Here is a 23,593-nt window from a genome sequence, read left to right as displayed (position 1 = left end):
GCTCAGACGCTGGTGGTTTCGCTGGAGGCTTCAGGCGCGGGCGTGCCCATCTCGTAGGTCGCCTCGATCCGGTCCGTGATCGTGTCGCGCCGGACGTTGAACCAGCGGCCGCAGCCATGGCCGTGCAGCCAGCGCTCGGCCTGGATGCCCTTCGGATTGGTGCGGTAGTAGAGGAACTCGGCCCAGGCCTTGTCGTCCATCTCGGCCGGCGCGCCCGGCCGCGCGATATGCGCCTCGCCGCCGCAGTGGAACTCGACTTCGGGACGGTCCCCGCAATAGGGGCAGCGGATCAGGAGCATCGTCTTACACTCCGAAGAAGGTCAGTGTGCGACCGCGGCGGCGGCGGCTTCGTCGATCAGGTTGCCGGTCCGGAACCGGTCGAGGCTGAACGGCGCGTTGATCTCGTGCGGCTCGCCGGTCGCGAGCGTATGGGCGAAGACGTGGCCGGAGCCGGGCGTCGCCTTGAAGCCGCCGGTGCCCCAGCCGCAATTGACGAAGAGGCCGGGAATCGGCGTCTTGCCGATGATCGGCGAGCGGTCCGGCGTCACGTCGACGATGCCGCCCCAGGAGCGCAGCATGCGCATGCGGGTGAACTGCGGGAAGAGCTCGCAGATGGCGTCCAGCGTGTGGTTGACGATCTGGATGCCGCCCTGCTGCGAATAGGAGACGTACTGGTCGGTGCCGGCGCCGATGACGAGTTCGCCCTTGTCCGACTGCGAGATGTAGGCGTGGACGGCATTCGACATGACGACGCAGGGGAAGACCGGCTTCACCGGCTCGGAGACCAGCGCCTGCAGCGGGAAGCTCTCGAGCGGCATGCGCAGGCCGAAGCGGTCCATCACGACGCTGGTGTGGCCGGCCGCGACGACGCCGACGCGGTTCGCGCCGATGAAGCCGCGGCTCGTCTCGACGCCGCAGACCGAGCCGTCGGCATGGCGGCGCAGCCCCGTCACCTCGCAGTTCTGGATGATGTCGACGCCGCGCGCGTCGGCGCCGCGGGCATAGCCCCAGGCGACGGCGTCGTGGCGCGCCGTGCCGCCGCGCCGCTGCAACGCACCGCCCCAGACGGGGTAGCGGATCGAGGGGTCAAGCGTCAGCGGCGGGCAGAATTCCTTGCACTCTTCCGGCGTCAGCCACTCGTTGTCGATGCCGTTCAGCCGGTTGGCGTAGACGTGGCGCTTAAAGGAGATGACGTCGTGATGATTGTGCGCGAGCATCAGCACGCCGCGCTGCGAGAACATCACGTTGTAGTTCAGTTCCTGGGAGAGGCCCTCCCAGAGCTTCATCGCGTGCTCGTAGAGCCCGGCCGATTCGTCGAAGAGGTAGTTCGAGCGCACGATCGTCGTGTTGCGGCCGGTGTTGCCGCCGCCGATCCAGCCCTTCTCGATCACCGCGACATTGGTGACGCCGTGGACCGAGGCGAGATAGTAGGCGGTCGCGAGGCCATGGCCGCCGCCGCCGACGATGATGACGTCGTAGGCCTTCTTCGGCTCGGGGTTGCGCCACTGGCGCTCCCAGCCCTGATGGCCGGAAGCGGCTTCCTTGAGGAGGCTTGCGAGAGAGAAACGACGCATGGTGACCGCCTTCGATGACGCTGGCGGAGAATTCGCAGATCGCCGTTTTCTGGACTTGCTCTAAAGCGACGACCCACTTCGCAAACAAGACATTTCTGCCGATTTTTTGCAGCTGCTAACAGGACGTGCAGATGCGAGAAAAACCGGCAGCCGACCAAAGGGTTAGCGAGTGGCCGCTGGCCCCGCCCCGGGCGGGCGTCCGCCGGTTTGTGGGCCACGCTACCGCGTCAAAGCGTGTCGCAGCAGGCGCAAACGGCTGGCGCAGAACATCCCGGGCAAGCGTGACGCCACCTCTTGAACGCGAAGGGTCCGCCGGCCGGGCAGCCGACGGACCCGAGGATGACGTTCTGCCTTGCTCAGTGGCGGGCGATGATCTCCTGGCCGCTCACGATCATCCGCATGCCGAGGCCGCCCGGCTTGCGGCGGGCGAGGAAGCGCGGGCGACGCTGGCGGTTCGGCGCCTGGCGCCGCGGCGCCGGCATGGCGGCCTTGACGCCACCCAGCGTCTCCTCGAGCGTGCAGATCGAGCCGTCCGACTCGACCATCAGCATCGGCAGGCCGAAGAGGTCGGCCCAGCCGCGCCAGTCGGCGGCGACATCGTAGAGGTCGCTGGCGACGAGCAGCGGCACGGTGCAGTTCGGATCGTCGTGGTAGAGTTCGAGCGTCACCGTGACCTCGCCCTCGCCGTCGTCCATCGCCCGGGCGGCGACGCCGCGGAACGCGTTGGCCGGCAGCGCGATCGAGATCGGCAGCCCGCTCTGGGTGAGGCGCCGGCGGATGACGGCGCCGCGGCGGTCGACCCAGTAGGTGACCGACTCGCCCGCCTCGATCATCTCGATCGTCTGCCGGCGATCGGCCTCGGCGGGGTCGACGCGGATGGGCGCGTTGGCCCACAGCGGACGGATCGTTTCAGTGTTCGGAGCGATGCTCATAAGCTGACGCCTTCTGCCTCTCCTGAGAGCCGTCGTTGCGGCTTCGTGTCCCTGTCGGCCGATGTGTCCCGGCCTTTGATGTAGAGACCTTACAATCGTCCTCTTGCGCTCCGCCTAAGAAAGTCAGTTAAGTGTTCATGACCCGAATGAAGGTTATCGGAATCAAAACTTGAATCAAATCTGAACGAGCTTGCCGGGGTTTAGGATGTCGTAAGGATCGAACAGCCGCTTGACGCCCCGCATCAGCTTGATCTCGACGCCCTGCTTGGTCTCGGCGAGTTCGTCCCGCTTCAACAGGCCGATGCCGTGCTCGGCGGAGAACGTCCCGTCCATCTCGGCGACGATGGCGTGGACGATGCGGTTCATCTCCTTCCAGCGGGAGAGGAAGGCGGCCTTGTCCGCGCCGACCGGCTGCGAGATGTTGTAGTGGATGTTGCCGTCGCCGAGATGCCCGAAGGCGACGATCCGCGCGCCGGGCATCGCCTCCAGCACCGCCCTGTCGGCGGCTTCCAGAAAGTCCGCGACGCGCGCCACCGGGACGGCGACGTCGTGCTTGATCGAGCCGCCTTCCGGCTTCTGCGCCCAGCTCATCTCCTCGCGCATCTTCCAGAAGGTCGCCGCGTCCGTCAGCGACTGGGCGACCGCCGCGTCCTCGACCGTGCCCGCCTCGAACGCCTCGGCCAGGATCGCCTCCAGCGTGTCGCGGGCATCTGCGGCCGAGCGGTTGGAGGAGATCTCGATCAGCACGTACCAACGATGCGGCGCGTCCAGCGGGTCGCGCGCGCCTTGCGTATGGCGGATGGTGAACTCCATGCCGATGCGCGGCATCAGCTCGAACGCCGTGAGCTGCCCGCCCGCCTGGCGCTCCGCCCGCTTCAACAGGTCCAGCGCGGCGCGCGGCGAGCCGAGGCCGACATAGGCGACCTCGCGCCCGGCCGGCTTGGGGAAGAGCTTCAGCACCGCGGCGGTGATGATCCCGAGCGTTCCCTCCGAGCCGACGAGGAGGTCGCGCAGGTCGTAGCCGCGGTTGTCCTTCTTCAGGCGCCTGAGGCCGTGGAAGACCTCGCCGGAGGCGAGCACCGCCTCGATCCCGAGGCAGAGTTCGCGCGTGTTGCCATAGGCGAGGACGCCGGTGCCGCCGGCATTGGAGGCGAGATTGCCGCCGACCTGGCAGGAGCCCTGAGATCCCAGCGACAGCGGGAAGAACAGGCCCGCCTCCTCCGCCACGGCCTGCGCCTTCTCCAGAACGACGCCGGCCTCCAGCGTCATCGTGCGCCCGAGCGGATCGACGTCGCGCACCCGGTCGAGGCGCGAAAGGTTGACGAGCACCTCGCCCGGCGAGCGGGTGGACTGGCCGCCGACGAGACCGGTATTGCCCCCCTGCGGCACGATCGGCGTGCGCGTCTCGCTCGCGAGCTTCAGGATGTCGGACACTTCTCCGACGCTGCCCGGTCGCAGCACCAGCGTCGCATGGCCGGGGAACAGGTCCCGCGGCTCCTGCAGATAGGCCTCGATGAGGCCCGGATCGGTCAGCGCGTTGCGGGGCCCGACGATCGCGGCGAAGCGCTCGATCAGGTCGGGCGCAAGCGGAGGTTTGCCTGGATGTTCGCTCATCGCGCTGGAGTATACGAACTGCCTGCCCGCAGTCGAGCGGCCGTTAGGGAAAAATTAACGTAACGTCACCGTGCGTGGTGCCGCCGCGCGCTGCAACCTGTCATTGATCGCCTCGCCCAGCCCCTCGCGCGGAATCGGCGCCACCGCAATGCGGGCGATGTCCGGCGAATCGAATGCCGCGAGCGCCGCGAAGAGGTTCGCCGCCGCCTCGATCAGGTCGCCGCGGGGGCTGAGATTGACGACGGCGGCTGCCTGCTCGATCCCTGCCGACGGCTGCGGACCGAAGGCGATGACGTGTTCCCCCGGCTCGATTCGGGCCGCGTCGAGCCGCACGCGGCCGGCCGGCGCATAGTGCGAGGCGAGCTGCCCCGGCGCGGTGACTGCGTCCCCCTCCCCGCGGCTTCTGACGGGCAGGCCGGTCGCCTCGGTGAGCGCGGCGCGATCGATGCGGCCCGGGCGCAGCAGGACGAGATGGTCGTCCTGCGGCAGGACGATCGTCGATTCGACTCCCACCGGGCACGGGCCGCCGTCGAGGATCAGCGGCACCCGCCCGCCAAGGCCCTGACGCACATGGTCGGCCGTCGTCGCGCTGACCCGGCCGGAGGGATTGGCGCTCGGCGCGGCGATCGGGCGCCCCAGTGCTTCGGCCAATCGTGCGACGACGCCGCGCGGACAGCGCAGCGCCACGGTGGGAAGACCGGCAGTGCAGAGCGGATGCACCGCCGAACCCGGCTTCAGCGGCATGACGATCGTCAGCGGGCCTGGCCAGAACGCCCCCGCCAGCGTCTCTGCGACCGCGCCGACCAGCGCCAGGTCGCGCGCCATCGCAAGGCCCGGCACGTGGCAGATCAGCGGGTTGAAGCTCGGCCGCCCCTTGGCGGCGAAGATCTTCGCCACCGCCGCGCCGTTCGTGGCGTCCGCGGCCAAGCCGTAGACGGTCTCGGTCGGCAGCGCGACGAGTTCCCCGGCGGCGAGCAACGCGAGGGCCCGCGCTTCCGCGGCGGGATCGGCAAGGGAAAGGGTCTCGGTTTCCACGGCAGGACCGATCGCAGAAGCCGGGGCGGATGAAAAGCCCGTCGATCGGTCTTTCACCACCACCGTCACGGCGGCGGGAGCGCCGGAGCCGCCCTTCGAGGGGTCTGCGGCCGCCGCCGCGGAGGCGGTCCGCGCCGGCGCAGCGATCACCGCGCCAGCCGGTTCGTCGCCGTCAGCGGGTGGCGGCGAAGGCGCCGGCGATGCGGCGGGAGTTCCGGTCCAGAGCCGCGAACTGCGACTGGTCGTCGTTGCCGTCGGAGATCACCCGCGGCCCGCGCTCGGAGGTGTGGGTGCCGAGCTGCGACAGCACCCGCGCCGGCATCGGCAAGGCATTCGCTTCCTTCTCCGCCTCGGCGGCAGCGATCACCTTCAGGATCCGCGAGCGCTGCTCGGCCTTGCGGTCCGCCTCGCGCTTGGCGCGTGTCGCCGCTTCGGTCCGGTTGGCGAGCATGCGGTCGAGGTCACGGGCTGCCACCGAGATCGCCTGGCTGAGATCGCCGACATGGGCCTGCACCGAACGGACCGCCTCGCCCGACAGGGTCGACGGCACCGGCTTGGCCGGCGAGGCCGAGGCGGCTGTCCGGAGCGCGTGGCCCGCCTGCGCCTCAGCGGCGGACGGGACGGCCCCGTCATGCTCTTCGCGGGCAAGGCCGGTCAGCATCTTCAGGGGATCGAGCGTCGGATGATGCTCGGCCGGACCATAGGCCGCGAGCATCGGCTCGCCAGCCGCATTCGCCGCGGCCGGCTTGCCGGCGGTCTCCGCCCTGGCGACCTCGACCGTCGCCGCCTTTGCAACGTCGGTCTTGGTCGAGGCGGCGACGGATGCGACCAGGGCCGCCGGATCGGTCTCGTCCGGCTTCGCGTCGATCAGCTTGTCGAAGGGCCAGGCCTTGCGCAGGTCAGCGACGTTGTAGGTCGAGACGTTGACGTCGATGTCGTTCTTGGCGCCCTTCACCCGGTACGGGCAGGAGCGGTCGGTGCAGTTGTGCATCGAGGAGAACTGCCACAGCGCATAGGTCGGCCAGGTGTCGGTCGGGAACTTGTCGGTGATGTCGTCGCGATAGCGGGCGTACCAGATCGGCAGGCGCGACAGGAGCGGCAGGTCCGCCTTGTGCTCGGAGATGTATTTGGCGGTGGAGCCGTTGGTGTAGAGGACGGGATAGCGGCCGGTGCGGATCTTCACCTGGTTGGCGAAGATCTCCGCGTCCGACAGGCTCATCCACTCGTCGCCGCGATCCTCGATGTCGAGGGCCAGGAGGTCGTCCGGCTGCGGGTCGGCGAAGTCGACGAAGTGGTCGGCCTGTTCGCGCGGATTGCCGGGCCGGCCGAGGTGATAGGCACCCCAGAGCAGCCCCTTCATCTTCGCCATCTGCCGGCGGGTCTGGTACAGTTCCTTGGTGACCGTGTATTTCCACCAGCGGTTCTTGCAGAGCTTATAGTCTTCGCTGCTGGAATCGCCGCTGCACTTCCAGTCCGGCGGCAGGCCGTCGGAGGCCTTGTTGATGAAGCCGGCAATTCGCTTGTCGGAGGTGAGCGCCGCCCAGTCGATCGGGTTGAATTCATAGGCATCGACGACGAGAGCCTTGTCGCTCGCCTTCCACGGCTCGTCCCAGTTCGCCTTCGCCGGATCGGCATGCGCCAGCGTAATCGACAGGATGAGGGCGCAGGCAAGATTCAGCGCAACCGCGGCAGCGGTGCTCGGCTTCGTCATTCGGATGTATCCCCTCGAAGTCGCTCGCAGTCTCAGTCTTTGCCGGGCTGTCCCCAGAGCCGAAGCTCCATACCCCCAAGCGGCTTGTGTGGCACTGTCGCCTCACAATCTGGCAGGTTCCGGGCGGCGCGATCACGAATTATTTCAATCGAGGCTGTTCTTACCCGTCTCTTAACGGATGCTTCGATATTTAGGCGATTTGCACAGATTTCCCAGCGAAGACTTGCGGGATGGTTAATCCGGCGAAGCCCGGTGGAGTGCCCGCGCGCCGCGGCGCATGCGCCCCCGGCGCCACTGCGGCGAGCCTTGCTGGCTAACGATCGCCGCTTCGCCACAATCGGACACGAACGACTGACTTAAAGGCCGCAGGAGGCCCCGCCTCACCCGGCGATCTTGGAGAAGTCCGCCACCCGCTCGGTCGCGGACCGGATGCGGGCGAGGAGCGCCAGGCGGTTGGCCCGCACCGCCTCGTCCTCGGCGTTGACCAGCACCTTCTCGAAGAAGGCGTCGACCGGCGCCCGGAGTTCCGCGAGCGCACGCATGGCATGGGCGTAGTTCTCGATCTTCAACGCCTCGTCGAGCTCGAGTTCGGCCCGGTCGATCGCGCCCGCGAGCCCCTTCTCCTCATGCTCGGCAAGGAGGTCTAGGTCGACCGCCGCGGCGACGCGCGTGCCCTTCTTCTCCTCGGCGGCAAGGATGTTCGCGGCGCGGCGCGTGCCGGCGAGAAGGTTGGTTCCGTCCTCGGTCGCGAGGAACGCCCCCAGCGCCTCGACACGGCGGGTGACGTCGAGAAGGTCATCGTTGCGCGAGGCGGGTCCTGTTCGGGCGATCTCCCCCCCTGTGGGGGAGATGCCTGCCAAGGCAGAGGGGGGCGCCCCGGCCGCTGGCGTCGCCGCAGAAGTCGCGCTCTTCGCGCCCCCCTCTGGGCTGCCGCCCATCTCCCCCGCAGGGGGGGAGATCGCAGCGTCGGCGCCCTGCCCGCTGGAGAGGACGGCGTCGACGAGATCGTGCCGGGCGCCCGCATCGCGAAGCTGCACCTTCAAACGGTCGTGGAAGAAGACGAGGAGCGAAGCGAAATGGTCGGTAAACAGCGCTGGCTGGAATTGCAGGATTCCGCCATCATCAAAGGCAGAGACAGCCTTGATGCTTCCCTCGAATTGCTCCACCCATTGGGTAACAAAATTCTCCGGGACAGCCTGATCAGCTAATTTCTCGATCGCTTTGACATCTTTGGCTTTCGCCGAGAAATAAAGACCAGTGAACGTCATTCCGAAGCCAAGGAAAGCGATCGCCCTTAGCGGCAGGACGAGCTCGTTCTCCAGCACCAGCCGGATCACGCCGAGCGCCGCGCGCCGCAGCGCGTACGGGTCCTTCGACCCCGTCGGCTTCTCGTCGATCGCCCAGAAGCCGACGAGCATGTCGAGCTTGTCGGCGAGCGCGACGCAGACCGCGACCGGATCGCTCGGTACGGAATCGGTTGGCCCGAGCGGCTTGTAGTGCTCCTCGATCGCCGCCTGCACCGACGGGTGCTCGCCCTGCAGCGCGGCGTAGTAGCGGCCCATCAGCCCCTGCAGCTCGGGGAATTCGCCGACCGCCTCGGTGGTGAGGTCGGCCTTGGCGAGCACCGCAGCGCGCTTCACCAGCGCCGTCAGCGCCTCCGAGGAGACCTGTTCGCGGCCGAGCGCCGCGCCGTCCGGATAAAGCGTGCCGGAAATTTCCGCCGCCAGCGCCGCGATGCGCTGCACCCGCTCGCCTTGCGTGCCGAGCTTGGCGTGGAAGGTGACGCCCAGCGCGTCGAGCTTCGCCATGCGCTGGTCGAGCGGCTTCGACAGGTCGAGTCCGAACTTGTCGGCGGAAGCCTCGAGGCCCGCAAGGTCCGGCAGGTCGGCCTGGTCGGTCTCCCAGAAATACAAAGCATCCGACAGCCGCGCGCGCACGACCTTGCCATTGCCGCGGGCGATCTCGACGCCGCCGTCCCTGGCCGCAATGTTCGAGACGAGGATGAAGTCGTTGGAGAGCGTGGCCTTCCCGCTCGATCCGGCCTGCCGTGCGGACGACTCGACCGGGCCGCCCTGCCCCTGCGGCCGTGTCACGAAGCACTTCTGGTTGGCCTTGATGGTGAGCTGGATCACCTCGGGCGGGATCTGCAGGAATGCCTCGTCGAAGCTGCCCATCAGCGCGACCGGCCATTCGACGAGACCGGAGACTTCCTCCAGCAGCCCCTCGTCCGGCACCACTTCGAGGCCCCGGGCGAAGGCGAGGTTCTCCGCGTCGTGGCGGATCATGTCCTTGCGGCGCTCGGCGTCGAGCACGACGAAGGCCTTTTCGAGGCTCGCGGCATAGTCGTCGAAGCGGCGCACGCGGATCTCGCCGGGCGCATGGAAACGGTGACCGACGGTCGTGTTGCCGGCCACGATGCCGTCGACGGAAAAGTCCACGACCACCGGCTCCTCGGTCTCCGGACCGAAGGTGCACAGGATCGACTGCAGCGGGCGCACCCAGCGCAGGGATCCAGGCTTCGCCGAGGCCGGGCCCCAGCGCATCGACTTCGGCCAGGGGAAGTCGCGGATGATGCCGGGCATCACCTCGGCGACGATCTCCTCGGCCGGGCGGCCGGCCTTGCGGATCGTCGCCACGTAGAAGTCGCCCTTCTTCGGATCGGACTGGACGCTCGCCTCGTCGATGGAAGACAAGCCCGCCCCGCGCAGAAAGCCCTCGATCGCCTTTTGCGGCGCGTCGGTGCGCGGGCCCTTCCGCTCCTCGACCACGTCCTTGGAGCGCTTGTCGACCCCGCGCACGTCGAGTGTCAGGCGCCGCGGCGTCCAGTATTCGCGCGCGCCCTCATAAGTCAGCCCCGCCTCGACCAGCGCGCCGGTGACGCGCGCCTTCAGCTCGCCCGCAGCCTTTCGCTGCATGCGGGCCGGGATTTCCTCGGAGCGCAGTTCCAGCAGAAGGTCGGGCATCAGTGGCTCTCCATCCGCATGCCGCCTTTTCCGGTGCACTTCCTCGCGCCTGCGGCGCTGCGGGAGCGCGGCGAGGCCGGGATTTCCTCGGAGCGAAGTTCGAGAAGCAGATCGGGCATGGCTCGGCATTTCCTCGCCCCCTCCCGCACACGGGAAGGGTCGGCGCGACGGCCGGGGTGGGACGACGGATCGGCCGTCCGACACCCTCACCCGCCGCGTCCCGGAATGGCTTCACCGGGAGAGACAGGGAGAGACCCGGCGGCCGCTCGGCATTTGCCGACGCTCTTCGACCACGTCACCGACCCTGTCAAGGATGGCTGATCTAGCGGGCCGCGGCCTCCGGCCGGCCGCGCCGGGCGCTCGGCATGTAGATGATGTCGGTGAGGCCGAGCGCGCGCAGCGCCGCGGCGAGGTCGGCGGAGAGATCGTCGAGCTGCGGGTGGCCGGCGACGACCAGCGCCGTCTCCTCGTCGAGGATCTCCGGCAGGCGCTCGATGTCGAGCAGCGCGACTTCGAGGACGGTGTAGTCGTAGGCTTCCGCGAAGGCGCCGAGAAAGGTCTTCAGCTGGACGATGTCGGCGCCGTTCGCCTCGCCGAGCTCGTAGCCGTGCGAGGGCACGACGTGAAGGCGCGTATAGTGATCGCGATGGATCGCGTCGGCGAGCGTCGCGAGGCCGGCGGCAAGCTCCGCATAGCCGTCGCAATCGCCGTCGATGCCGAGCTTGCTTGCGATCCGGTCTTCCGGCGTCAGGTCGATCAGCACCGTCGCCAGACCCGCGGAGGCCATCCGGCGCGCAAGTTCGACGCTCCCATATTGGTCGCGATCGGCGTTCACCGACAGGACGACCAGCCGGCGCACCACGCTCGCCTGGACGGCGAGCGCCAGTTCGTTGGCGCTCGCGATCTGCTCTGCGCCAGCGGTGTCGCCTCCGGTGGCGGCATCCGGCTCGGCGGCCGGCGCCGGTGCCGGCGCATCGAGCCGTTCCGCGTCGGCCATCTCCCCGGCCGCAGCCTCCTTCGGCCGTCCCAGACGGTTGCCGAGCCCGGCAAGTGCCTCTCCAAACATCACATGCACTCCTTCGCCGCTTTTGCATGAGACGCCGCGTCGGGAAGCGAGCGACGGCCGCCGTGATGCCGGAAGGCTCGGGCGGCATTGCGAAAACAGGTCATCGTCACCTCATGCGACAGCTTCCCGTCCACAATGCCCCAGGAGGAGTAACGGCGGGGTTAAGCCGCGTGGCCGGACCGCCGGCGGGGCCGTCTTTACGGTCGGTTAACCCTAATAAAACTACAAGAAGAGCCATCGATCCCCGGAACCCGGGACAGGCGATCCTGACAGGATGAAGGCGATGCACAAGGCGACGCTGGCTCTTTTCGTGGCGGTCATGACCGGGCTTGCCGGCTGTGCCTCCTATCAGCCGGTTCCGCCCGCCTTTCATGCCGTCCTGAACGAGCCCTACCACTTCGACAGCGGCGACGTGCTGCGCGTGACCGTCTTCGAACAGGACGGCCTGTCCAAGACCTATCCCGTCGACAAGGCCGGCTACATCGCCATGCCGCTGGTCGGCACCGTCCCGGCGCGCGGGCGGACGGCAAAGCAGCTGGAAACCGAGATCGCCGAGCGGCTGCGCGACGGCTACCTGACCGATCCCAACGTGACCGTGGAAGTCGAGCAGTATCGGCCGTTCTTCATCATGGGCGAGGTCAACACCGGCGGCCAGTACAGCTACGTTCCGGGCATGACCGTGCAGAAGGCGGTGGCGATCGCCGGCGGCTTCACGCCCCGCGCCGAGCAGGACAATGTCGACGTCACCCGCCAGGTGGGCGGCCGGATCGTCACCGGCCGGGTGCTGACCTCCGACCCGCTGCAGCCCGGCGACACGGTCTATGTCCGCGAGCGCTGGTTCTGACGCACCTCGTCCGCCCGCTCCGCGTCGCCGCGGGCCTTTTTTGACGGCGCTGTGACGGCAGTCTGCCCCGAATGCATCGAGTCGTCGGCTTTCCCGCAACCGAATCTTAGCCTGTTTCAGCCATTGTCCGCCGAACGAAGGTGCCCTCCTGCGTGAGCCGGGCCGGCGCGTGCCCGCCATGCAGGAGCTGCGGAACGGGCGGGCGACAGCTGAGATGGCGAATATCGACGACACTCTGCCCTTCACCCGCGACGCCGTCCGCCGCTTCCAGGCTCCGGTCCGGGGCTCCAGCGAGCCGGTCGAACTCTCCGCCCTCGCACGCCGCACCGCCGAGCAGCTGAAGGAAGACTTCATCACGCCGCGCATGCTCTCCGGACTGTGGCGCGGCTTCGAATTCCTGCTGCTCGTCGGCGTCGGCGCGCTCTCCTGGCTCATCCTGAGTGGCGCTGCCGACGACGGTCTGGTCGAGGATGCGGGCCTGCTCATCGCCGGCGCGGCGGTCGGGGTCACGGCCCTCGCCTTCGCCCACGGCTACGACCTCGCCTTCCTGCGGGGCCGTCTGACGCTGTTGTGGCGCGTCGCCGCCGGCTGGGGCCTCGCCGTCTGTCTCGTCGCGATCGCGCTGTTCGCTCTGTCGAGCGACGGCGTCGACGGGCATGGCTGGCTGTTCGGCTGGTATGCCGGCGGCGCCGGCACGCTCTGCCTCGGGCGCATTCTCCTGCGGGCCAACATCAAGCGCTGGGCCCGCAACGGCCGGATGGAGCGCCGCGCCCTGATCGTCGGCGGCGGCGGCAACGCCGAGGCGCTGATCCGCAGCCTGGAAATGCAGCCGGACAACGACATCCGCATCTGCGGCATCTTCGACGACCGCGACGACCGCCGCTCGCCGCCGATCGTCGCCGGCTATCCCAAGCTCGGCACGATCCCGGAACTGGTCGAATTCGCCCGGCTGACCCGCATCGACATGCTGATCGTCACACTGCCGCTGTCGGCCGAGGAGCGGCTCCTGTCACTTTTGAAGCACCTCTGGGTGCTCCCGCTCGACATCCGCCTCTCGGCGCATTCGGCGGAGCTGAAGTTCCGCCCGCGCACCTACTCCTTCGTCGGGCAGGTGCCGCTGATCGACGTCTTCGACCGCCCGCTCGCGGACTGGGACGGCATCGTCAAGCGGGTGTTCGACGTCGTCGTCGCAGCGGCCGCGCTGGTCGTGCTCTCGCCGGTGTTCCTGGCGACGGCGCTGGCGATCAAGCTGGATTCGCCGGGCCCGATCATCTTCCGGCAGAAGCGGCACGGCTTCAACAACCAGATCGTCGACGTCTGGAAGTTCCGCTCCTTGCACCACGCCATGAGCGATCCCGACGCCAAGACGATCGTCACCAAGGACGACAAGCGGGTGACGCGGGTCGGGCGGTTCATCCGCAAGTCCTCGATCGACGAGCTCCCGCAGCTCGTCAACGTCCTGCGCGGCGAGCTTTCGCTGGTCGGTCCGCGGCCGCACGCCGTCGTCGCCAAGTCCAGCCGAAACGAGACCTTCGTCGAGATCGTCGACGGCTATTTCGGCCGCCACAAGGTCAAGCCCGGCATCACCGGCTGGGCGCAGATCCATGGCTGGCGCGGCGAGATCGACGAGCCGGAGAAGCTGAAGAAGCGCTTCGAGCACGATCTCTATTATATCGAGAACTGGTCGCTGCTGCTCGACATCTACATCGTCCTGATGACGCCGATCAGCCTGTTGAGGGCCCAGAGCGCCTACTGACGGGCAGCCGGCGGGCGAGCTGCAGCCGGCTCCCGAAAGACTCCTTCCGCATCAGCCCTTCAGAAGCGTCAGCATCCGCTCCACTGCCAGAGCGTAGCCCTGCGTGCCGAAGCCCGCGATGACGCCGTCCGCCCGCAGCGAGACGAAGGAATGGTGGCGGAAGCTCTCGCGCTTGTGGACGTTGGAGATGTGCACTTCGAAGACCGGCGCCTCGAAGGCGTTCAACGCATCGAGGATCGCCACCGACGTATGGGTGAAGGCGCCGGGATTGATGACGATGCCGCAGCCGTCCTCGCGCGCCTCGTGGATCCAGTCGATGATCTGGTGCTCGGCATTGCTCTGCTCGAAGCGGATCGTAAGCCCCGCCGGCTCGGCGATCGCGCGGCAGGCGGCCTCGACGTCGGCGAGCGTCTCGCGGCCGTAGATCTCCGGCTGGCGCTTGCCGAGAAGGTTCAGGTTCGGACCGTTGAGGATATAGAGGCGCTTGCCGTCGGCGATCATGCTGGCTCCTTCCGGTCGTCGGGGCGGAACGCTCGGGATCGAGCGCGCGAAGGCCCGCCTGCGCTGTCTATACGATCAGCGCCGCCCGTGCACGGGCGGCCCTCATGGATTTGCAACGGCGGAACGAGGCGGCCCCGGCCGACTCGCGGCCGCACCGCAACATGGCGCAGCGGCGAACCGCCGCGGGAGTCGCCCAGCCGGGGCGCCTGCGCCATGTAGACGGCAACAGTGCGTTCAAGATCGGCGTGCTGCAGCGCGGGAACTTGGGTCTCGCGCAACGGATTGATGGTTTCGATCGACAACGATTTTGCAGCGCCAAGCGAGTTCACCGATGGATCGGCACGAACAGGTACCCGACGACGACACGGAGGGCGAGCGCACCGCCTCCCCCGGCGAGTCGGCGGCGGATTGGACCCCGCCCGCCCCTTCGCAGGCACCGCAGGCCAGGAGCGGCGCGGACGATCGGGGATCCGGAAAGGACGCCGGCAGCGCCCAGCCGGGAGCGGACGAGGCGGCCGAGGGCAAGGCCAAGCGCGGCCGCAAGCGGCGGCTCTACCTGTTCCTCTTTCTCGGGGTCGTGTTCCTGGTGGTCGCGGCCGGCGCCGCCTACTACTACTTCTTCTACGCCAGCCAGTACGAATCGACCGATGACGCCTTCATCGACGGCGACATCGTGCGCGTCTCGCCGCAGGTCTCCGGCCAGCTCGTCGCCGTGCCGGTCGCCGACAATGCCGTGGTGAAGCCGGGCGACGTCCTGGCGAAGATCGACCCCGCCGGTCCGATGGCGCAGCTCGCGGTCCAGAAAGCGCAGCTCTCCGAGGCGCAGGCCTCGGTCGGCGAGGCACAGGCGCAGCTGCAGAAGGCGAAGGCGGCCGTCGCGCACGATCAGAGCGCCTATCAGGCGGCGCAGGTCCAGGCCGACAACGCCCGCCAGCAGGCCGAGCGCTACAAGGAACTGGCGAACAAGGCCGGCAATGCGGCGATCTCGACGCAGCAGCTCGACGATGCCGAAGCGCAGGCCCGCCAGTACGAGGCCTCGGCCCGGGCCGCCAAGACGACGGTGGCCTCGGACCAGGCCGGCGTCACGGCGGCCGAGGCCTCGCTCCAGTCGGCCAAGGCGAAGGTCGGGGCGGCACAGGCGAATGTCGACGCGGCCCAGGTGACGGTGGACAATCTGACCGTCAAGGCGTCCATCGCCGGACAGGTCGTCCAGAAGAACGTCAATGTCGGCTCCTATGTCTCGCCGGGATCGCAGATGATGGCGATCGTGCCGCGCGACCTCTACGTGACGGCGAACTTCAAGGAGACCCAGCTCTCCGACATCAAGGTCGGGCAGACGGTCGACATTTCCGTCGACGCCTTGCCGGACGTGAAGTTCCACGGCACGGTCCGCTCGATCCAGCGCGGCGCCGGTCAGGCCTTCCAAGTGCTGCCGGCGCAGAACGCCACCGGCAACTTCGTGAAGGTTGTGCAGCGCGTGCCCGTGCGCATCTCGATCGACAGCCCCTCGCCGGACAAGTATCCGCTCGGCCCCGGCATGTCGGTCGTGCCGACCGTGCATATCGACTGACATGGCCCGGCAAGCACAATCGGCGGAGCTTCCGCGGTCGGCCGCCGGCGTCGGCGGTCCCTGGGTGATGACGGCGGTGGTCTCGATCGCCACCTTCATGGAGATCCTCGACACCTCGATCGCCAACGTCGCGCTCGACAACATCTCCGGCAATCTCGGCGTCTCCACCGACCAGGGCACCTGGCTCGTCACCAGCTATCTCGTCGCCAACGCCATCATCATCCCGATCACCGGCTTCCTCTCGAAGGCGCTCGGGCGCAAGCGCTACTTCCTGATCTCGGTCGCGCTGTTCACCCTCTCCTCGATGATGTGCGCCTTCGCGCCGAGCCTCGGCTTCCTGATCATCGCCCGCGTCTTCCAGGGCATGGGCGGCGGCGGCCTCGCGCCGGTCGAGCAGTCGATGATCGCCGACAGCTTTCCACCGGAAAAGCGCGGCCCCGCCTTCGCTGCCTTCGGCATGGTGGTGGTGGTCGCACCGATCATCGGTCCGACGATCGGCGGCTACATCACCGACGTCATCTCCTGGCACTGGATCTTCCTGATCAACGTGCCGGTCGGCATCGGCGCGTTCTTCGCGACGATCTTCATCGTGCGCGAGCCGAAGGGCATGGTGGAGGAGACGCGGCAGATGCGCGCGCGCGGCCTGAAGATCGACTGGGTCGGCTTCCTGCTGACGGCGATCGGGCTCGCCGGCCTCCTGATCATGCTCGACCGCGGCCAGACCGAGGACTGGTTCTCGAGCAACCTGATCATCGTCACGGCGATCCTCGCCGTGGCGGGCCTCGGCGGCATGACGGTCTGGGAACTCAACCACGACGACCCGATCGTGCCGCTGCCGCTGCTCGCCAACCGCAACTTCGCGATCACCGTCCTGTTGATGCTGGTGCTCGGCCTCTTGGTGTTCGGGACGATCCAGCTGGTGCCGCAGATGCTGCAGCAGATCTACGGCTACACTGCCTACGATGCCGGGCTGGCGCTGACCTATGGCGGGGCGATCGCCATCGTCGGCATGCCGATCTCCGGCCAGCTGATCGGCAAGGTCGACACCCGCATGCTCCTGCTCCCGGCCTTCGCCGTGCAGGCCTATGCGTTCTGGCTGTTCTCCGGCTTCAGCGTCCAGAGCACCTTCGCCGACGCCGCCTGGGGCCGCTTCTTCATCTCGGTCGGCCTGCCCTTCCTGTTCATCCCGATCTCGACCGTCGCCTATGTCGGCCTGAAGCCCGGCGAAGCCGACAAGGCCTCGGCGATGCTGAACTTCTTCCGCAATCTCGGCGGCGCTTTCGGGATCTCGATCGTCCAGACGCTGCTGGCGCGCCGCGAGCAGTTCCACCAGTCGCGCATGACCGAAACGCTGAGCGGTCTCAATCCGAACTATGCGCACGCGGTCGGCGCGCTGACGCAGGCCGAGAACGGCGACAAGCAGGCCGCGTTGGCGACGCTCTACCAGCAGATGCAGCGCCAGGCCGCGATGCTGTCCTACGACGAGGTGTTCCACCTCCTGATGTGGGCGGTGATCGCCGTCCTGCCGCTGATCCTGGTGCTGCGGGTGAAGCGCGAGAAGAAGCCGGCCTGAGTCGCTCGTTCCGCGATCCGGCAGCGGCGCCGCGCGCAAGCGCGGGCGACGAAGGTCCCCATAGCTATCCACAGGCCGCACAGCGATCCACAGGCGGGGACGGCGCGGCAGGTGACCCGGCCCGATCGGGATGAGGAAGTCCTAGGCCGGCCGGTCCGCCTGGTGTAGTCAGTCGCGATCTTGAATCGCGGCGGATGGAGATCGGCGGCATGGCGGATGCGGCCCGCAAATACGAGGAGGAGCAGGCACTCTATCGCGAGGCCCCGGCGAACATCGAGGCCGAGCAGGCGCTTCTCGGCGCGATCCTCGTGAACAACGACGCCTATTACGTCGTGCACGACTTCCTGAAGCCGGACCACTTCTTCGAGCCGCTGCACCGGGAGATCTTCGCCAAGACGAGCGAGATGATCCGGATGGGCAAGATCGCCAATCCGGTCACCGCCAAGACCTTCCTGCCGGCAAACGACAAGGTGGGCGAGCTGACCGTCGCGCAATATCTTGCGCGGCTGGCGGCGGAAGCGACGACGATCATCAACACGCTCGACTACGGGCGCGCGGTCTACGACCTGGCGCTGCGGCGGAACCTCATCCGCATCGGCGAGGACATGGTCAACGTCGCCTTCGACGCGCCGCTCGACATGGAGCCGAAGCTCCAGATCGAGGACGCCGAGCGGCGGCTGTTCGAACTCGCCGAGACCGGCCGCTACGACGGCGGCTTCCAGTCCTTCACGGACGCCGTGACCCTCGCGGTGCAGATGGCGACGGCGGCGAAGGATCGCGACGGCGGACTGTCCGGCGTCTCGACCGGTATCATGGCGATGGACCGCAAGATGGGCGGGCTGCAGCCCTCCGACCTCATCATCCTCGCGGGGCGCCCGGCCATGGGCAAGACCTCGCTCGCCACCAACATCGCCTTCAACATCGCGGCGGCCTACGAGCCGGCCGAGCAGGCCGACGGCTCCTTCAAGGCCAAGAACGGCGGCGTCGTCGGCTTCTTCTCGCTCGAAATGTCGGCCGAGCAGCTGGCGACCCGCATCATCTCCGAGCAGACCGAGATCTCCTCCTCGAAGATCCGCCGCGGCCAGATCAACGATCAGGAACTGACCAAGCTGATCGCCTGTTCCGAAATGATGCAGCGCCTGCCGCTCTACATCGACCAGACCGGCGGCATCTCGATCGCCCAGCTCGCCGCGCGCGCACGGCGGCTGAAGCGCCAGCGGGGCCTCGACGTGATGGTGATCGACTACGTCCAGCTGATGCAGGGCTCGTCCAAGGCCTCGGCGCAGAACCGCGTGCAGGAGATCACCGAGATCACCACGGGCCTCAAGGCGCTGGCGAAGGAGTTGCAGGTGCCGATCATCGCCCTGTCGCAGCTTTCGCGCCAGGTCGAGGCGCGTGACGACAAACGGCCGCAGCTCTCGGACTTGCGCGAATCCGGCTCGATCGAGCAGGACGCCGACGTGGTCATGTTCGTCTATCGCGACGAGTACTACCTCGCCAACCGCGAACCGAAGCAGGGCACGGACGAGCACCTGAAATGGGAGCAGGCGCTGAATGAGGCGCGCGGCAAGGCCGAGGTGATCATCGCCAAGCAGCGCCACGGACCGACCGCGACCATCCCCCTCGCCTTCCAGGCCGAATACACCCGCTTCACCGACCTCGCCGAAGAGGCCTATCTGCCCGAGCGCTTCGAGTAGGCGGCCCGATGGCGCCCGCCTTCCCCGCTCCCGCTGCCCGAGACCGCCTGCCGCGGGTCGAGATCGACCGCGCGGCGCTGCAGGCCAATTGGCGGATGCTCGCGGCCCGCGATCCGGCCGCGCGCACCGGCGCGGCGGTCAAGGCGAACGGCTACGGGCTCGGCACGGCGGAGGTGTCGGTCGCGCTGCACGAGGCCGGCTGCCGCGACTTCTTCGTCGCCTGGGCCGCGGAAGGCGCGGCGCTGCGGGAGGCGCTGGACGCGGCGGGTCTCGGGACCGGCGGCGAGCAAGGAGGGATGGCGCGGGGAATGCCGGCCACCCGACACGCCGGGGTTCTCCCCGCCCCGGCCTTGGATGACCAGGCGCGAATCTTCGTTCTGCAGGGGCTCGAGCCCGGCGCCGTCCAGCTGCATCTGTCGCACCGGCTGATCCCGATCCTCTCGACGCCGGACGACCTGGCCGTCTGGCGCGCGGGTTTGCAACAGGCCGGCCGCCGCGCACCCGCGGCTCTGCAGGTCGAGACCGGCATGAATAGGCTCGGTCTCGACCGGGCGGACGCCGAGGCCGCCGCAAACCTCGCGCGGTCCGGCGCCCTCGACCTCTGCCTGGTGATGAGTCACCTCGCCTCCGGCGACGAGGAGAGCGGCCAGAGTGCGGACCAGCTCGCAAGATTCCAAGAGATCGCGGCGCTGTTTCCGGGGGTCCCGCGCTCGATTGCGAATTCCGCCGGCTGCTTCCTCGGTCCCGATTACGCCTTCGACCTCACGCGGCCCGGCATCGCGCTCTACGGCGGGAGCTGCGGCCCCGCCTCGACCGGCACGGTCCGCCCCGTCGCAACGCTGACCGCCGCCGTCCTGCAGGTCCGCACCGCCCGAGCCGGCGAGGCCGCGGGCTACGGCGCGGCGGCGCGGCTTTCCCGCGACACGCGCATCGCCACGGTCGGCCTCGGCTATGCCGACGGCTATCCGCGCGCCGCCTCCGGCGCCGGCGTGCCGCTGCGCGCCGAGCGGCCGGGCGCCGAAGCCTTCCTCGCCGGGCAGCGCGTCCCGGTGCTCGGCCGCATATCCATGGATATGACGCTGCTCGACGTCACCGACGTGCCGCAGGACGCTGTCCGGCCGGGGATGCGGGCGGAGTTCTTCGGCCCGAACGTCGCGCTCGACGACGTCGCCGATGCGGCAGGGACGATCGCTTATGAGTTGCTGACCGGGCTGGGGAGACGGGTGGAGCGACTGTGGTGATGATGTCCATCGACATCGCAGCGTGACATCGCTATTTTTGTCGTGGCACTAATTGTCTAAACAGCAGCCGTCGGGTCGATGCGTTGGTGAAGATCACTTTCGATCCAGCGAAGCGGGAGAAGACGCGCACCGAGCGCGGACTTGATTTTCTCGACGCTGCGAAGGTGTTTGGTGGTCGAACGGCGACGCTAACGGATGACCGTGCCGATTATGGCGAGGTCCGCTTCCAGACCTACGGCTTCCTTGGGGCACGCGTCGTCTTGATCGTCTGGACGTCGCGAGGCGAGGCCCGGCACGTTCATATCCATGAGGTATTGTCATGAGCGTGAATCCCGCGAAGCCATCGCCCGCATGGATCGATCCCGATGATGCTCCGGAATGGGCCGAAGAGCAGTTTGCCCGCGCTGAAGTCGCCGAGAATGGCGTCGTCATCGAACCGGCGAAGGGAACGCTGACACGCGGGCCGGGGCGTCCGCCCCTCGAGCGTCCGAAGCAGCGCGTCACGGTGCGGCTTGACCAGGACGTCGCTTTGGCTTTGCGGGAATCGGGCAGGGGCTGGCAGACCCGGATGAACGCGGCGTTGCGGCAGTGGCTCGCTCTCGACGGCGACGACCGCCGATAACGATCGGGCCGACAAAGGCTCTGTCTTCGCCCTTCCGGCCCCGGCCGCCATCCGCTAATCCCATCTTACTTTCATCCCCGCGGCCTATGGTGCGGGTTATACACGCTGGTGCGCCAAACCGATCGCCGGGGAGGCATCTTCTGCGTTGCACCTGTGGCGAACAAGAGGAATTGCTGTTTATGGCAAGAAAAAAATACCTTCCGAATTCATTGGCGGCAAGTGTTTGTATTTTCCCCCTTGCTGTTGTCCTTGTTTATTTTCATTCAGAAAAAATTGGAGGATGGCCGGAATTTTCTGCTCTATTAATATCTTTTATTTGTGCTGTTTTTGGTCTGAAATCAATAGAAAACCTTGTTGAGGCCTTTATAGTTTCAATTCCATCGTTGCTATCATGCTTTTTATTGATGTTATTTTTACCAAGTGTGGAAATGTTCGGTTTCGATTCTAGGATTATAACATATGCTATAATATTTTTGATGATATTCTCTTACTTTGTACTTGGTGCGATTTCACGGCACGAATTATTTGGATCCCTGTATGTAACAAGAGAAAAATTTGATCAAGTAGTATCGGTTTTCGGGTTTATCGTCCCTCTCGCAATGATTTTGATATTCAACACATAATCATGGCTAAACCCAAGCTCACCTTCATCTGCCAGAACTGCGGGGCGGTCTATACGCGCTGGCAGGGCAAGTGCGACGCCTGCGGCGAGTGGAACACCATCGTCGAGGAGAACGCCTCCGGCGGCATCGGCGGCGGGCCGGCGCGGGGATCGCGGCGCAAGGGGCGGCCGTCCGCCCTCCTCCCCCTCTCCGGCGAGATCGAGGAGGCCCCGCGCATCGTCTCCGGCATCGCCGAGCTGGACCGCGCCACGGGCGGCGGCATCGTGCGCGGCTCGGCGATCCTCATCGGCGGCGATCCCGGCATCGGCAAGTCCACCCTCCTGATGCAGACCGCCGCCGCTCTCTCGCGGCGCGGCTCGTCGGTCGTCTACGTCTCCGGCGAGGAGGCGGTGGCGCAGGTGCGCCTGCGCGCCCAGCGGCTGCAGGCTGCCGATACAGGCGTCCTGCTGATGGCCGAGACGAACGTGGAAGACATCCTGGCGACGCTCGCCGAGGACAAGCGGCCGGACCTTCTGATCATCGACTCGATCCAGACGCTGTGGTCGGACCTCGCCGAATCGGCGCCGGGCACGGTGACGCAGGTGCGGGCCGGCGTGCAGGCGCTGGTGAAATACGCCAAGTCGAGCGGCTCGGCCGTCATCCTCGTCGGCCATGTCACCAAGGACGGACAGATCGCCGGGCCGCGGGTCGTCGAGCACATGGTCGACGCCGTCCTCTATTTCGAGGGCGAAGGCGGCCACCATTTCCGCATCCTGCGGACGGTGAAGAACCGCTTCGGCCCGACCGACGAGATCGGCGTCTTCGAGATGAGCGACATCGGCCTGCGCGAAGTGCAGAATCCGTCCGAGCTGTTCCTCGGCGAGCGCAACGCAAAGGCGCCCGGCGCCGCGGTCTTCGCCGGCATGGAGGGCACGCGGCCGGTGCTGGTCGAGATCCAGGCGCTGGTGGCGCCATCGGCGCTCGGCACGCCGCGCCGCGCGGTCGTCGGCTGGGACCAGCCGCGGCTCGCCATGGTGCTCGCCGTGCTCGACGCCCATTGCGGCGTCAGGCTCGGCCAGCACGACGTCTATCTCAATGTCGCCGGCGGCTTCCGCATCTCCGAGCCGGCGGCGGATCTTGCCGTTGCCGCCGCGCTGGTTTCCTCGCTCTCCGGCGCGGCGCTGCCGCCGGACTGCGTCTATTTCGGCGAGGTCAGCCTGTCCGGGGCGGTCCGGCCGGTTGCGCACGCCGCGCAGCGGCTGAAGGAAGCCGAGAAGCTCGGCTTCCGCCAAGCCGTGCTGCCGGCGGCCAGCGCCGACCTGCCGCGCTCGCGCGAGATGGGCGTCGGCGAGGTGGAAGCCCTGCCGGATTTGGTGGCAAACGTGGCCGCTGGTGCGCAGAACCATGGCGATGCTTGATTTTCGCCGAATCTGTTAGTGATAATTGGCCGGCAAGACGCTATGGCGTTGTCCGGACCGAATGCGCGCCGAGGCGCGCCGCCGGGCAGACTGCACGATCACGGAACCGATCTGAATGACCGTTACCCTTCTCGACGCGATCCTCTTCGCCATCATGCTGGTGTCGGCGCTGCTGGCCATGGTGCGCGGCTTCTCCCGCGAGGTGCTGTCGGTGGTCTCCTGGCTGGTGGCGGCGGCGGCGGCCTACTTCTTCTACAAGCCGCTGACGCCCTATGCCGCGCAGTACATCTCGTCCCATACGGTGGCGATGGTGGCGGCCGCCGCCGTGGTCTTCCTGGTGACGCTGATCATCGTCTCCTTCATCACGCTGCGGATCGCGGACTTCATCATCGACAGCCGGATCGGCGCGCTCGACCGTGTGCTCGGCTTCATCTTCGGCGCCGTCCGGGGCCTGCTCCTCGTCGTCGTCGCCATGCTGTTCTTCAACTGGCTCGCCCCGCAGAACCAGCCGACCTGGATCGCCAATGCGCGTTCGAAGCCGTTCCTCGACGACCTCGGGCAGAAGCTCGTCGCCGCCCTGCCGGAAAATCCGGAACGCCTGATCCTCGACAAGGTCGACAGTCTGAAGAACGGCACCAACCCGGACGGCACGCCGGCCGACGCGACGGCCGCGCCGCCCTCGGACGAACCGGGGACCGCCGAGCCGGGAACGGTCGAGGACGCGATCAAGTCGGGCAACGGCACGGCCGCTCCGGCCCCGGCCAACTGACGGCGTGCGGCAGGCTTCGCGGATCCGAAAGCGGCTCGCGAAATTGCCTGTTATCGCCTATATGAGCTGCACTTCTGACAATTCAGGGCCGCGTGACGGCGGACA

Annotated in this window: 20 protein-coding genes; 11 read left to right on the top strand and 9 right to left on the bottom strand. The window is 67.6% G+C overall.

Going from position 1 to position 23,593, the window contains the following annotated elements; genetic code table 11:
* Window positions 1–2: 2 nt before the first annotated feature.
* From AB5S17_RS01735 to AB5S17_RS01700, 8 genes are all read right to left on the bottom strand, one after another.
* Window positions 3–299 carry a sarcosine oxidase subunit delta gene (locus AB5S17_RS01735; RefSeq protein WP_369235490.1) on the bottom strand — a complete coding sequence of 99 codons (297 nt, stop codon included), beginning with the start codon at window positions 297–299 and terminating at the stop codon, window positions 3–5.
* A gap of 21 nt (window positions 300–320) precedes the next feature.
* Window positions 321–1,574, bottom strand: coding sequence for a sarcosine oxidase subunit beta family protein (locus tag AB5S17_RS01730; RefSeq protein ID WP_369235488.1), 1,254 nt, complete (start codon window positions 1,572–1,574; stop codon window positions 321–323).
* A gap of 356 nt (window positions 1,575–1,930) precedes the next feature.
* Window positions 1,931–2,506, bottom strand: coding sequence for a DUF6101 family protein (locus AB5S17_RS01725; protein WP_369235486.1), 576 nt, complete (start codon window positions 2,504–2,506; stop codon window positions 1,931–1,933).
* Window positions 2,507–2,680: 174 nt separating this feature from the next.
* The gene (locus tag AB5S17_RS01720; RefSeq protein WP_369235484.1) at window positions 2,681–4,120 is read right to left on the bottom strand and encodes an FAD-binding oxidoreductase; all 1,440 of its coding nucleotides are present in this window, start codon (window positions 4,118–4,120) and stop codon (window positions 2,681–2,683) included.
* Between the two features lie 54 nt (window positions 4,121–4,174).
* Complete coding sequence (locus AB5S17_RS01715; RefSeq protein WP_369235482.1) at window positions 4,175–5,155, bottom strand: L-threonylcarbamoyladenylate synthase; 981 nt, start codon at window positions 5,153–5,155, stop codon at window positions 4,175–4,177.
* 172 nt (window positions 5,156–5,327) lie between these two features.
* Window positions 5,328–6,866, bottom strand: coding sequence for a glycoside hydrolase family 25 protein (locus AB5S17_RS01710; protein WP_369235480.1), 1,539 nt, complete (start codon window positions 6,864–6,866; stop codon window positions 5,328–5,330).
* Between the two features lie 380 nt (window positions 6,867–7,246).
* Complete coding sequence (glyS, locus tag AB5S17_RS01705; protein WP_369235477.1) at window positions 7,247–9,829, bottom strand: glycine--tRNA ligase subunit beta; 2,583 nt, start codon at window positions 9,827–9,829, stop codon at window positions 7,247–7,249.
* Between the two features lie 322 nt (window positions 9,830–10,151).
* Complete coding sequence (locus AB5S17_RS01700) at window positions 10,152–10,895, bottom strand: hypothetical protein (RefSeq protein ID WP_369235475.1); 744 nt, start codon at window positions 10,893–10,895, stop codon at window positions 10,152–10,154.
* Between the two features lie 274 nt (window positions 10,896–11,169).
* Here AB5S17_RS01700 and AB5S17_RS01695 point away from each other — a divergent pair, with 274 nt between their 5' ends.
* Window positions 11,170–11,739, top strand: a complete 570-nt coding sequence (locus tag AB5S17_RS01695; protein ID WP_369235473.1) for a polysaccharide biosynthesis/export family protein — start codon at window positions 11,170–11,172, stop codon at window positions 11,737–11,739.
* 214 nt (window positions 11,740–11,953) lie between these two features.
* Window positions 11,954–13,495: an undecaprenyl-phosphate glucose phosphotransferase gene (locus tag AB5S17_RS01690; RefSeq protein WP_369235471.1), complete on the top strand. Its 1,542-nt coding sequence runs from the start codon at window positions 11,954–11,956 to the stop codon at window positions 13,493–13,495.
* 51 nt (window positions 13,496–13,546) lie between these two features.
* Here AB5S17_RS01690 and aroQ read toward each other — a convergent pair whose 3' ends face one another.
* The gene (aroQ, locus tag AB5S17_RS01685) at window positions 13,547–13,996 is read right to left on the bottom strand and encodes a type II 3-dehydroquinate dehydratase (protein WP_369235469.1); all 450 of its coding nucleotides are present in this window, start codon (window positions 13,994–13,996) and stop codon (window positions 13,547–13,549) included.
* A gap of 331 nt (window positions 13,997–14,327) precedes the next feature.
* Between aroQ and AB5S17_RS01680 the strand changes: the two genes are divergently transcribed.
* From AB5S17_RS01680 to AB5S17_RS01640, 9 genes are all read left to right on the top strand, one after another.
* Window positions 14,328–15,566, top strand: a complete 1,239-nt coding sequence (locus tag AB5S17_RS01680) for an efflux RND transporter periplasmic adaptor subunit (protein ID WP_369235467.1) — start codon at window positions 14,328–14,330, stop codon at window positions 15,564–15,566.
* A gap of 1 nt (window position 15,567) precedes the next feature.
* A complete protein-coding gene (locus AB5S17_RS01675; protein ID WP_369235465.1) occupies window positions 15,568–17,139 on the top strand; it encodes a DHA2 family efflux MFS transporter permease subunit in 1,572 nt (523 codons plus the stop codon).
* Window positions 17,140–17,348: 209 nt separating this feature from the next.
* On the top strand, window positions 17,349–18,836 hold the full coding sequence (locus AB5S17_RS01670; protein ID WP_369235463.1) for a replicative DNA helicase: 1,488 nt from the start codon (window positions 17,349–17,351) through the stop codon (window positions 18,834–18,836).
* An 8-nt stretch (window positions 18,837–18,844) separates the two neighbouring features.
* Window positions 18,845–20,077, top strand: a complete 1,233-nt coding sequence (gene alr, locus AB5S17_RS01665) for an alanine racemase (protein WP_369235461.1) — start codon at window positions 18,845–18,847, stop codon at window positions 20,075–20,077.
* Window positions 20,078–20,163: 86 nt separating this feature from the next.
* Window positions 20,164–20,400, top strand: a complete 237-nt coding sequence (locus AB5S17_RS01660; RefSeq protein ID WP_369235459.1) for a BrnT family toxin — start codon at window positions 20,164–20,166, stop codon at window positions 20,398–20,400.
* On the top strand, window positions 20,397–20,699 hold the full coding sequence (locus AB5S17_RS01655; protein ID WP_369235457.1) for a BrnA antitoxin family protein: 303 nt from the start codon (window positions 20,397–20,399) through the stop codon (window positions 20,697–20,699). Before AB5S17_RS01660 ends, AB5S17_RS01655 begins: the two co-directional genes overlap by 4 nt.
* 179 nt (window positions 20,700–20,878) lie before the next feature.
* Complete coding sequence (locus AB5S17_RS01650) at window positions 20,879–21,322, top strand: hypothetical protein (protein WP_369235455.1); 444 nt, start codon at window positions 20,879–20,881, stop codon at window positions 21,320–21,322.
* 2 nt (window positions 21,323–21,324) lie between these two features.
* The gene (radA, locus tag AB5S17_RS01645) at window positions 21,325–22,719 is read left to right on the top strand and encodes a DNA repair protein RadA (RefSeq protein WP_369235453.1); all 1,395 of its coding nucleotides are present in this window, start codon (window positions 21,325–21,327) and stop codon (window positions 22,717–22,719) included.
* A gap of 115 nt (window positions 22,720–22,834) precedes the next feature.
* Entirely contained in the window at window positions 22,835–23,488 is a 654-nt protein-coding gene (locus tag AB5S17_RS01640) for a CvpA family protein (protein WP_369235451.1), read from the top strand.
* Window positions 23,489–23,593: the final 105 nt, after the last annotated feature.

It is taken from the genome of Jiella sp. M17.18, assembly GCF_041027365.1.
In the GTDB taxonomy this organism is placed as follows: Bacteria; Pseudomonadota; Alphaproteobacteria; order Rhizobiales; family Rhizobiaceae; genus VKMB-3413.
The sequence above is the reverse complement of the archived record's forward strand: the minus strand, read 5'-3'. Positions and strand labels throughout refer to the sequence as shown.

What these genes read in the sequence shown, in the direction of transcription:
- AB5S17_RS01735 (WP_369235490.1), bottom strand. Translation starts at nt 299, where the DNA reads ATGCTCCTGATCCGCTGCCCCTATTGCGGGGACCGTCCCGAAGTCGAG.
- AB5S17_RS01650 (WP_369235455.1), top strand. Translation starts at nt 20,879, where the DNA reads ATGGCAAGAAAAAAATACCTTCCGAATTCATTGGCGGCAAGTGTTTGT.
- AB5S17_RS01725 (WP_369235486.1), bottom strand. Translation starts at nt 2,506, where the DNA reads ATGAGCATCGCTCCGAACACTGAAACGATCCGTCCGCTGTGGGCCAAC.
- alr (WP_369235461.1), top strand. Translation starts at nt 18,845, where the DNA reads ATGGCGCCCGCCTTCCCCGCTCCCGCTGCCCGAGACCGCCTGCCGCGG.
- radA (WP_369235453.1), top strand. Translation starts at nt 21,325, where the DNA reads ATGGCTAAACCCAAGCTCACCTTCATCTGCCAGAACTGCGGGGCGGTC.
- AB5S17_RS01670 (WP_369235463.1), top strand. Translation starts at nt 17,349, where the DNA reads ATGGCGGATGCGGCCCGCAAATACGAGGAGGAGCAGGCACTCTATCGC.
- aroQ (WP_369235469.1), bottom strand. Translation starts at nt 13,996, where the DNA reads ATGATCGCCGACGGCAAGCGCCTCTATATCCTCAACGGTCCGAACCTG.
- AB5S17_RS01695 (WP_369235473.1), top strand. Translation starts at nt 11,170, where the DNA reads ATGAAGGCGATGCACAAGGCGACGCTGGCTCTTTTCGTGGCGGTCATG.
- AB5S17_RS01730 (WP_369235488.1), bottom strand. Translation starts at nt 1,574, where the DNA reads ATGCGTCGTTTCTCTCTCGCAAGCCTCCTCAAGGAAGCCGCTTCCGGC.
- AB5S17_RS01710 (WP_369235480.1), bottom strand. Translation starts at nt 6,866, where the DNA reads ATGACGAAGCCGAGCACCGCTGCCGCGGTTGCGCTGAATCTTGCCTGC.
- AB5S17_RS01655 (WP_369235457.1), top strand. Translation starts at nt 20,397, where the DNA reads ATGAGCGTGAATCCCGCGAAGCCATCGCCCGCATGGATCGATCCCGAT.
- AB5S17_RS01720 (WP_369235484.1), bottom strand. Translation starts at nt 4,120, where the DNA reads ATGAGCGAACATCCAGGCAAACCTCCGCTTGCGCCCGACCTGATCGAG.
- AB5S17_RS01700 (WP_369235475.1), bottom strand. Translation starts at nt 10,895, where the DNA reads ATGTTTGGAGAGGCACTTGCCGGGCTCGGCAACCGTCTGGGACGGCCG.
- AB5S17_RS01640 (WP_369235451.1), top strand. Translation starts at nt 22,835, where the DNA reads ATGACCGTTACCCTTCTCGACGCGATCCTCTTCGCCATCATGCTGGTG.
- AB5S17_RS01690 (WP_369235471.1), top strand. Translation starts at nt 11,954, where the DNA reads ATGGCGAATATCGACGACACTCTGCCCTTCACCCGCGACGCCGTCCGC.
- AB5S17_RS01675 (WP_369235465.1), top strand. Translation starts at nt 15,568, where the DNA reads ATGGCCCGGCAAGCACAATCGGCGGAGCTTCCGCGGTCGGCCGCCGGC.
- AB5S17_RS01680 (WP_369235467.1), top strand. Translation starts at nt 14,328, where the DNA reads ATGGATCGGCACGAACAGGTACCCGACGACGACACGGAGGGCGAGCGC.
- glyS (WP_369235477.1), bottom strand. Translation starts at nt 9,829, where the DNA reads ATGCCCGACCTTCTGCTGGAACTGCGCTCCGAGGAAATCCCGGCCCGC.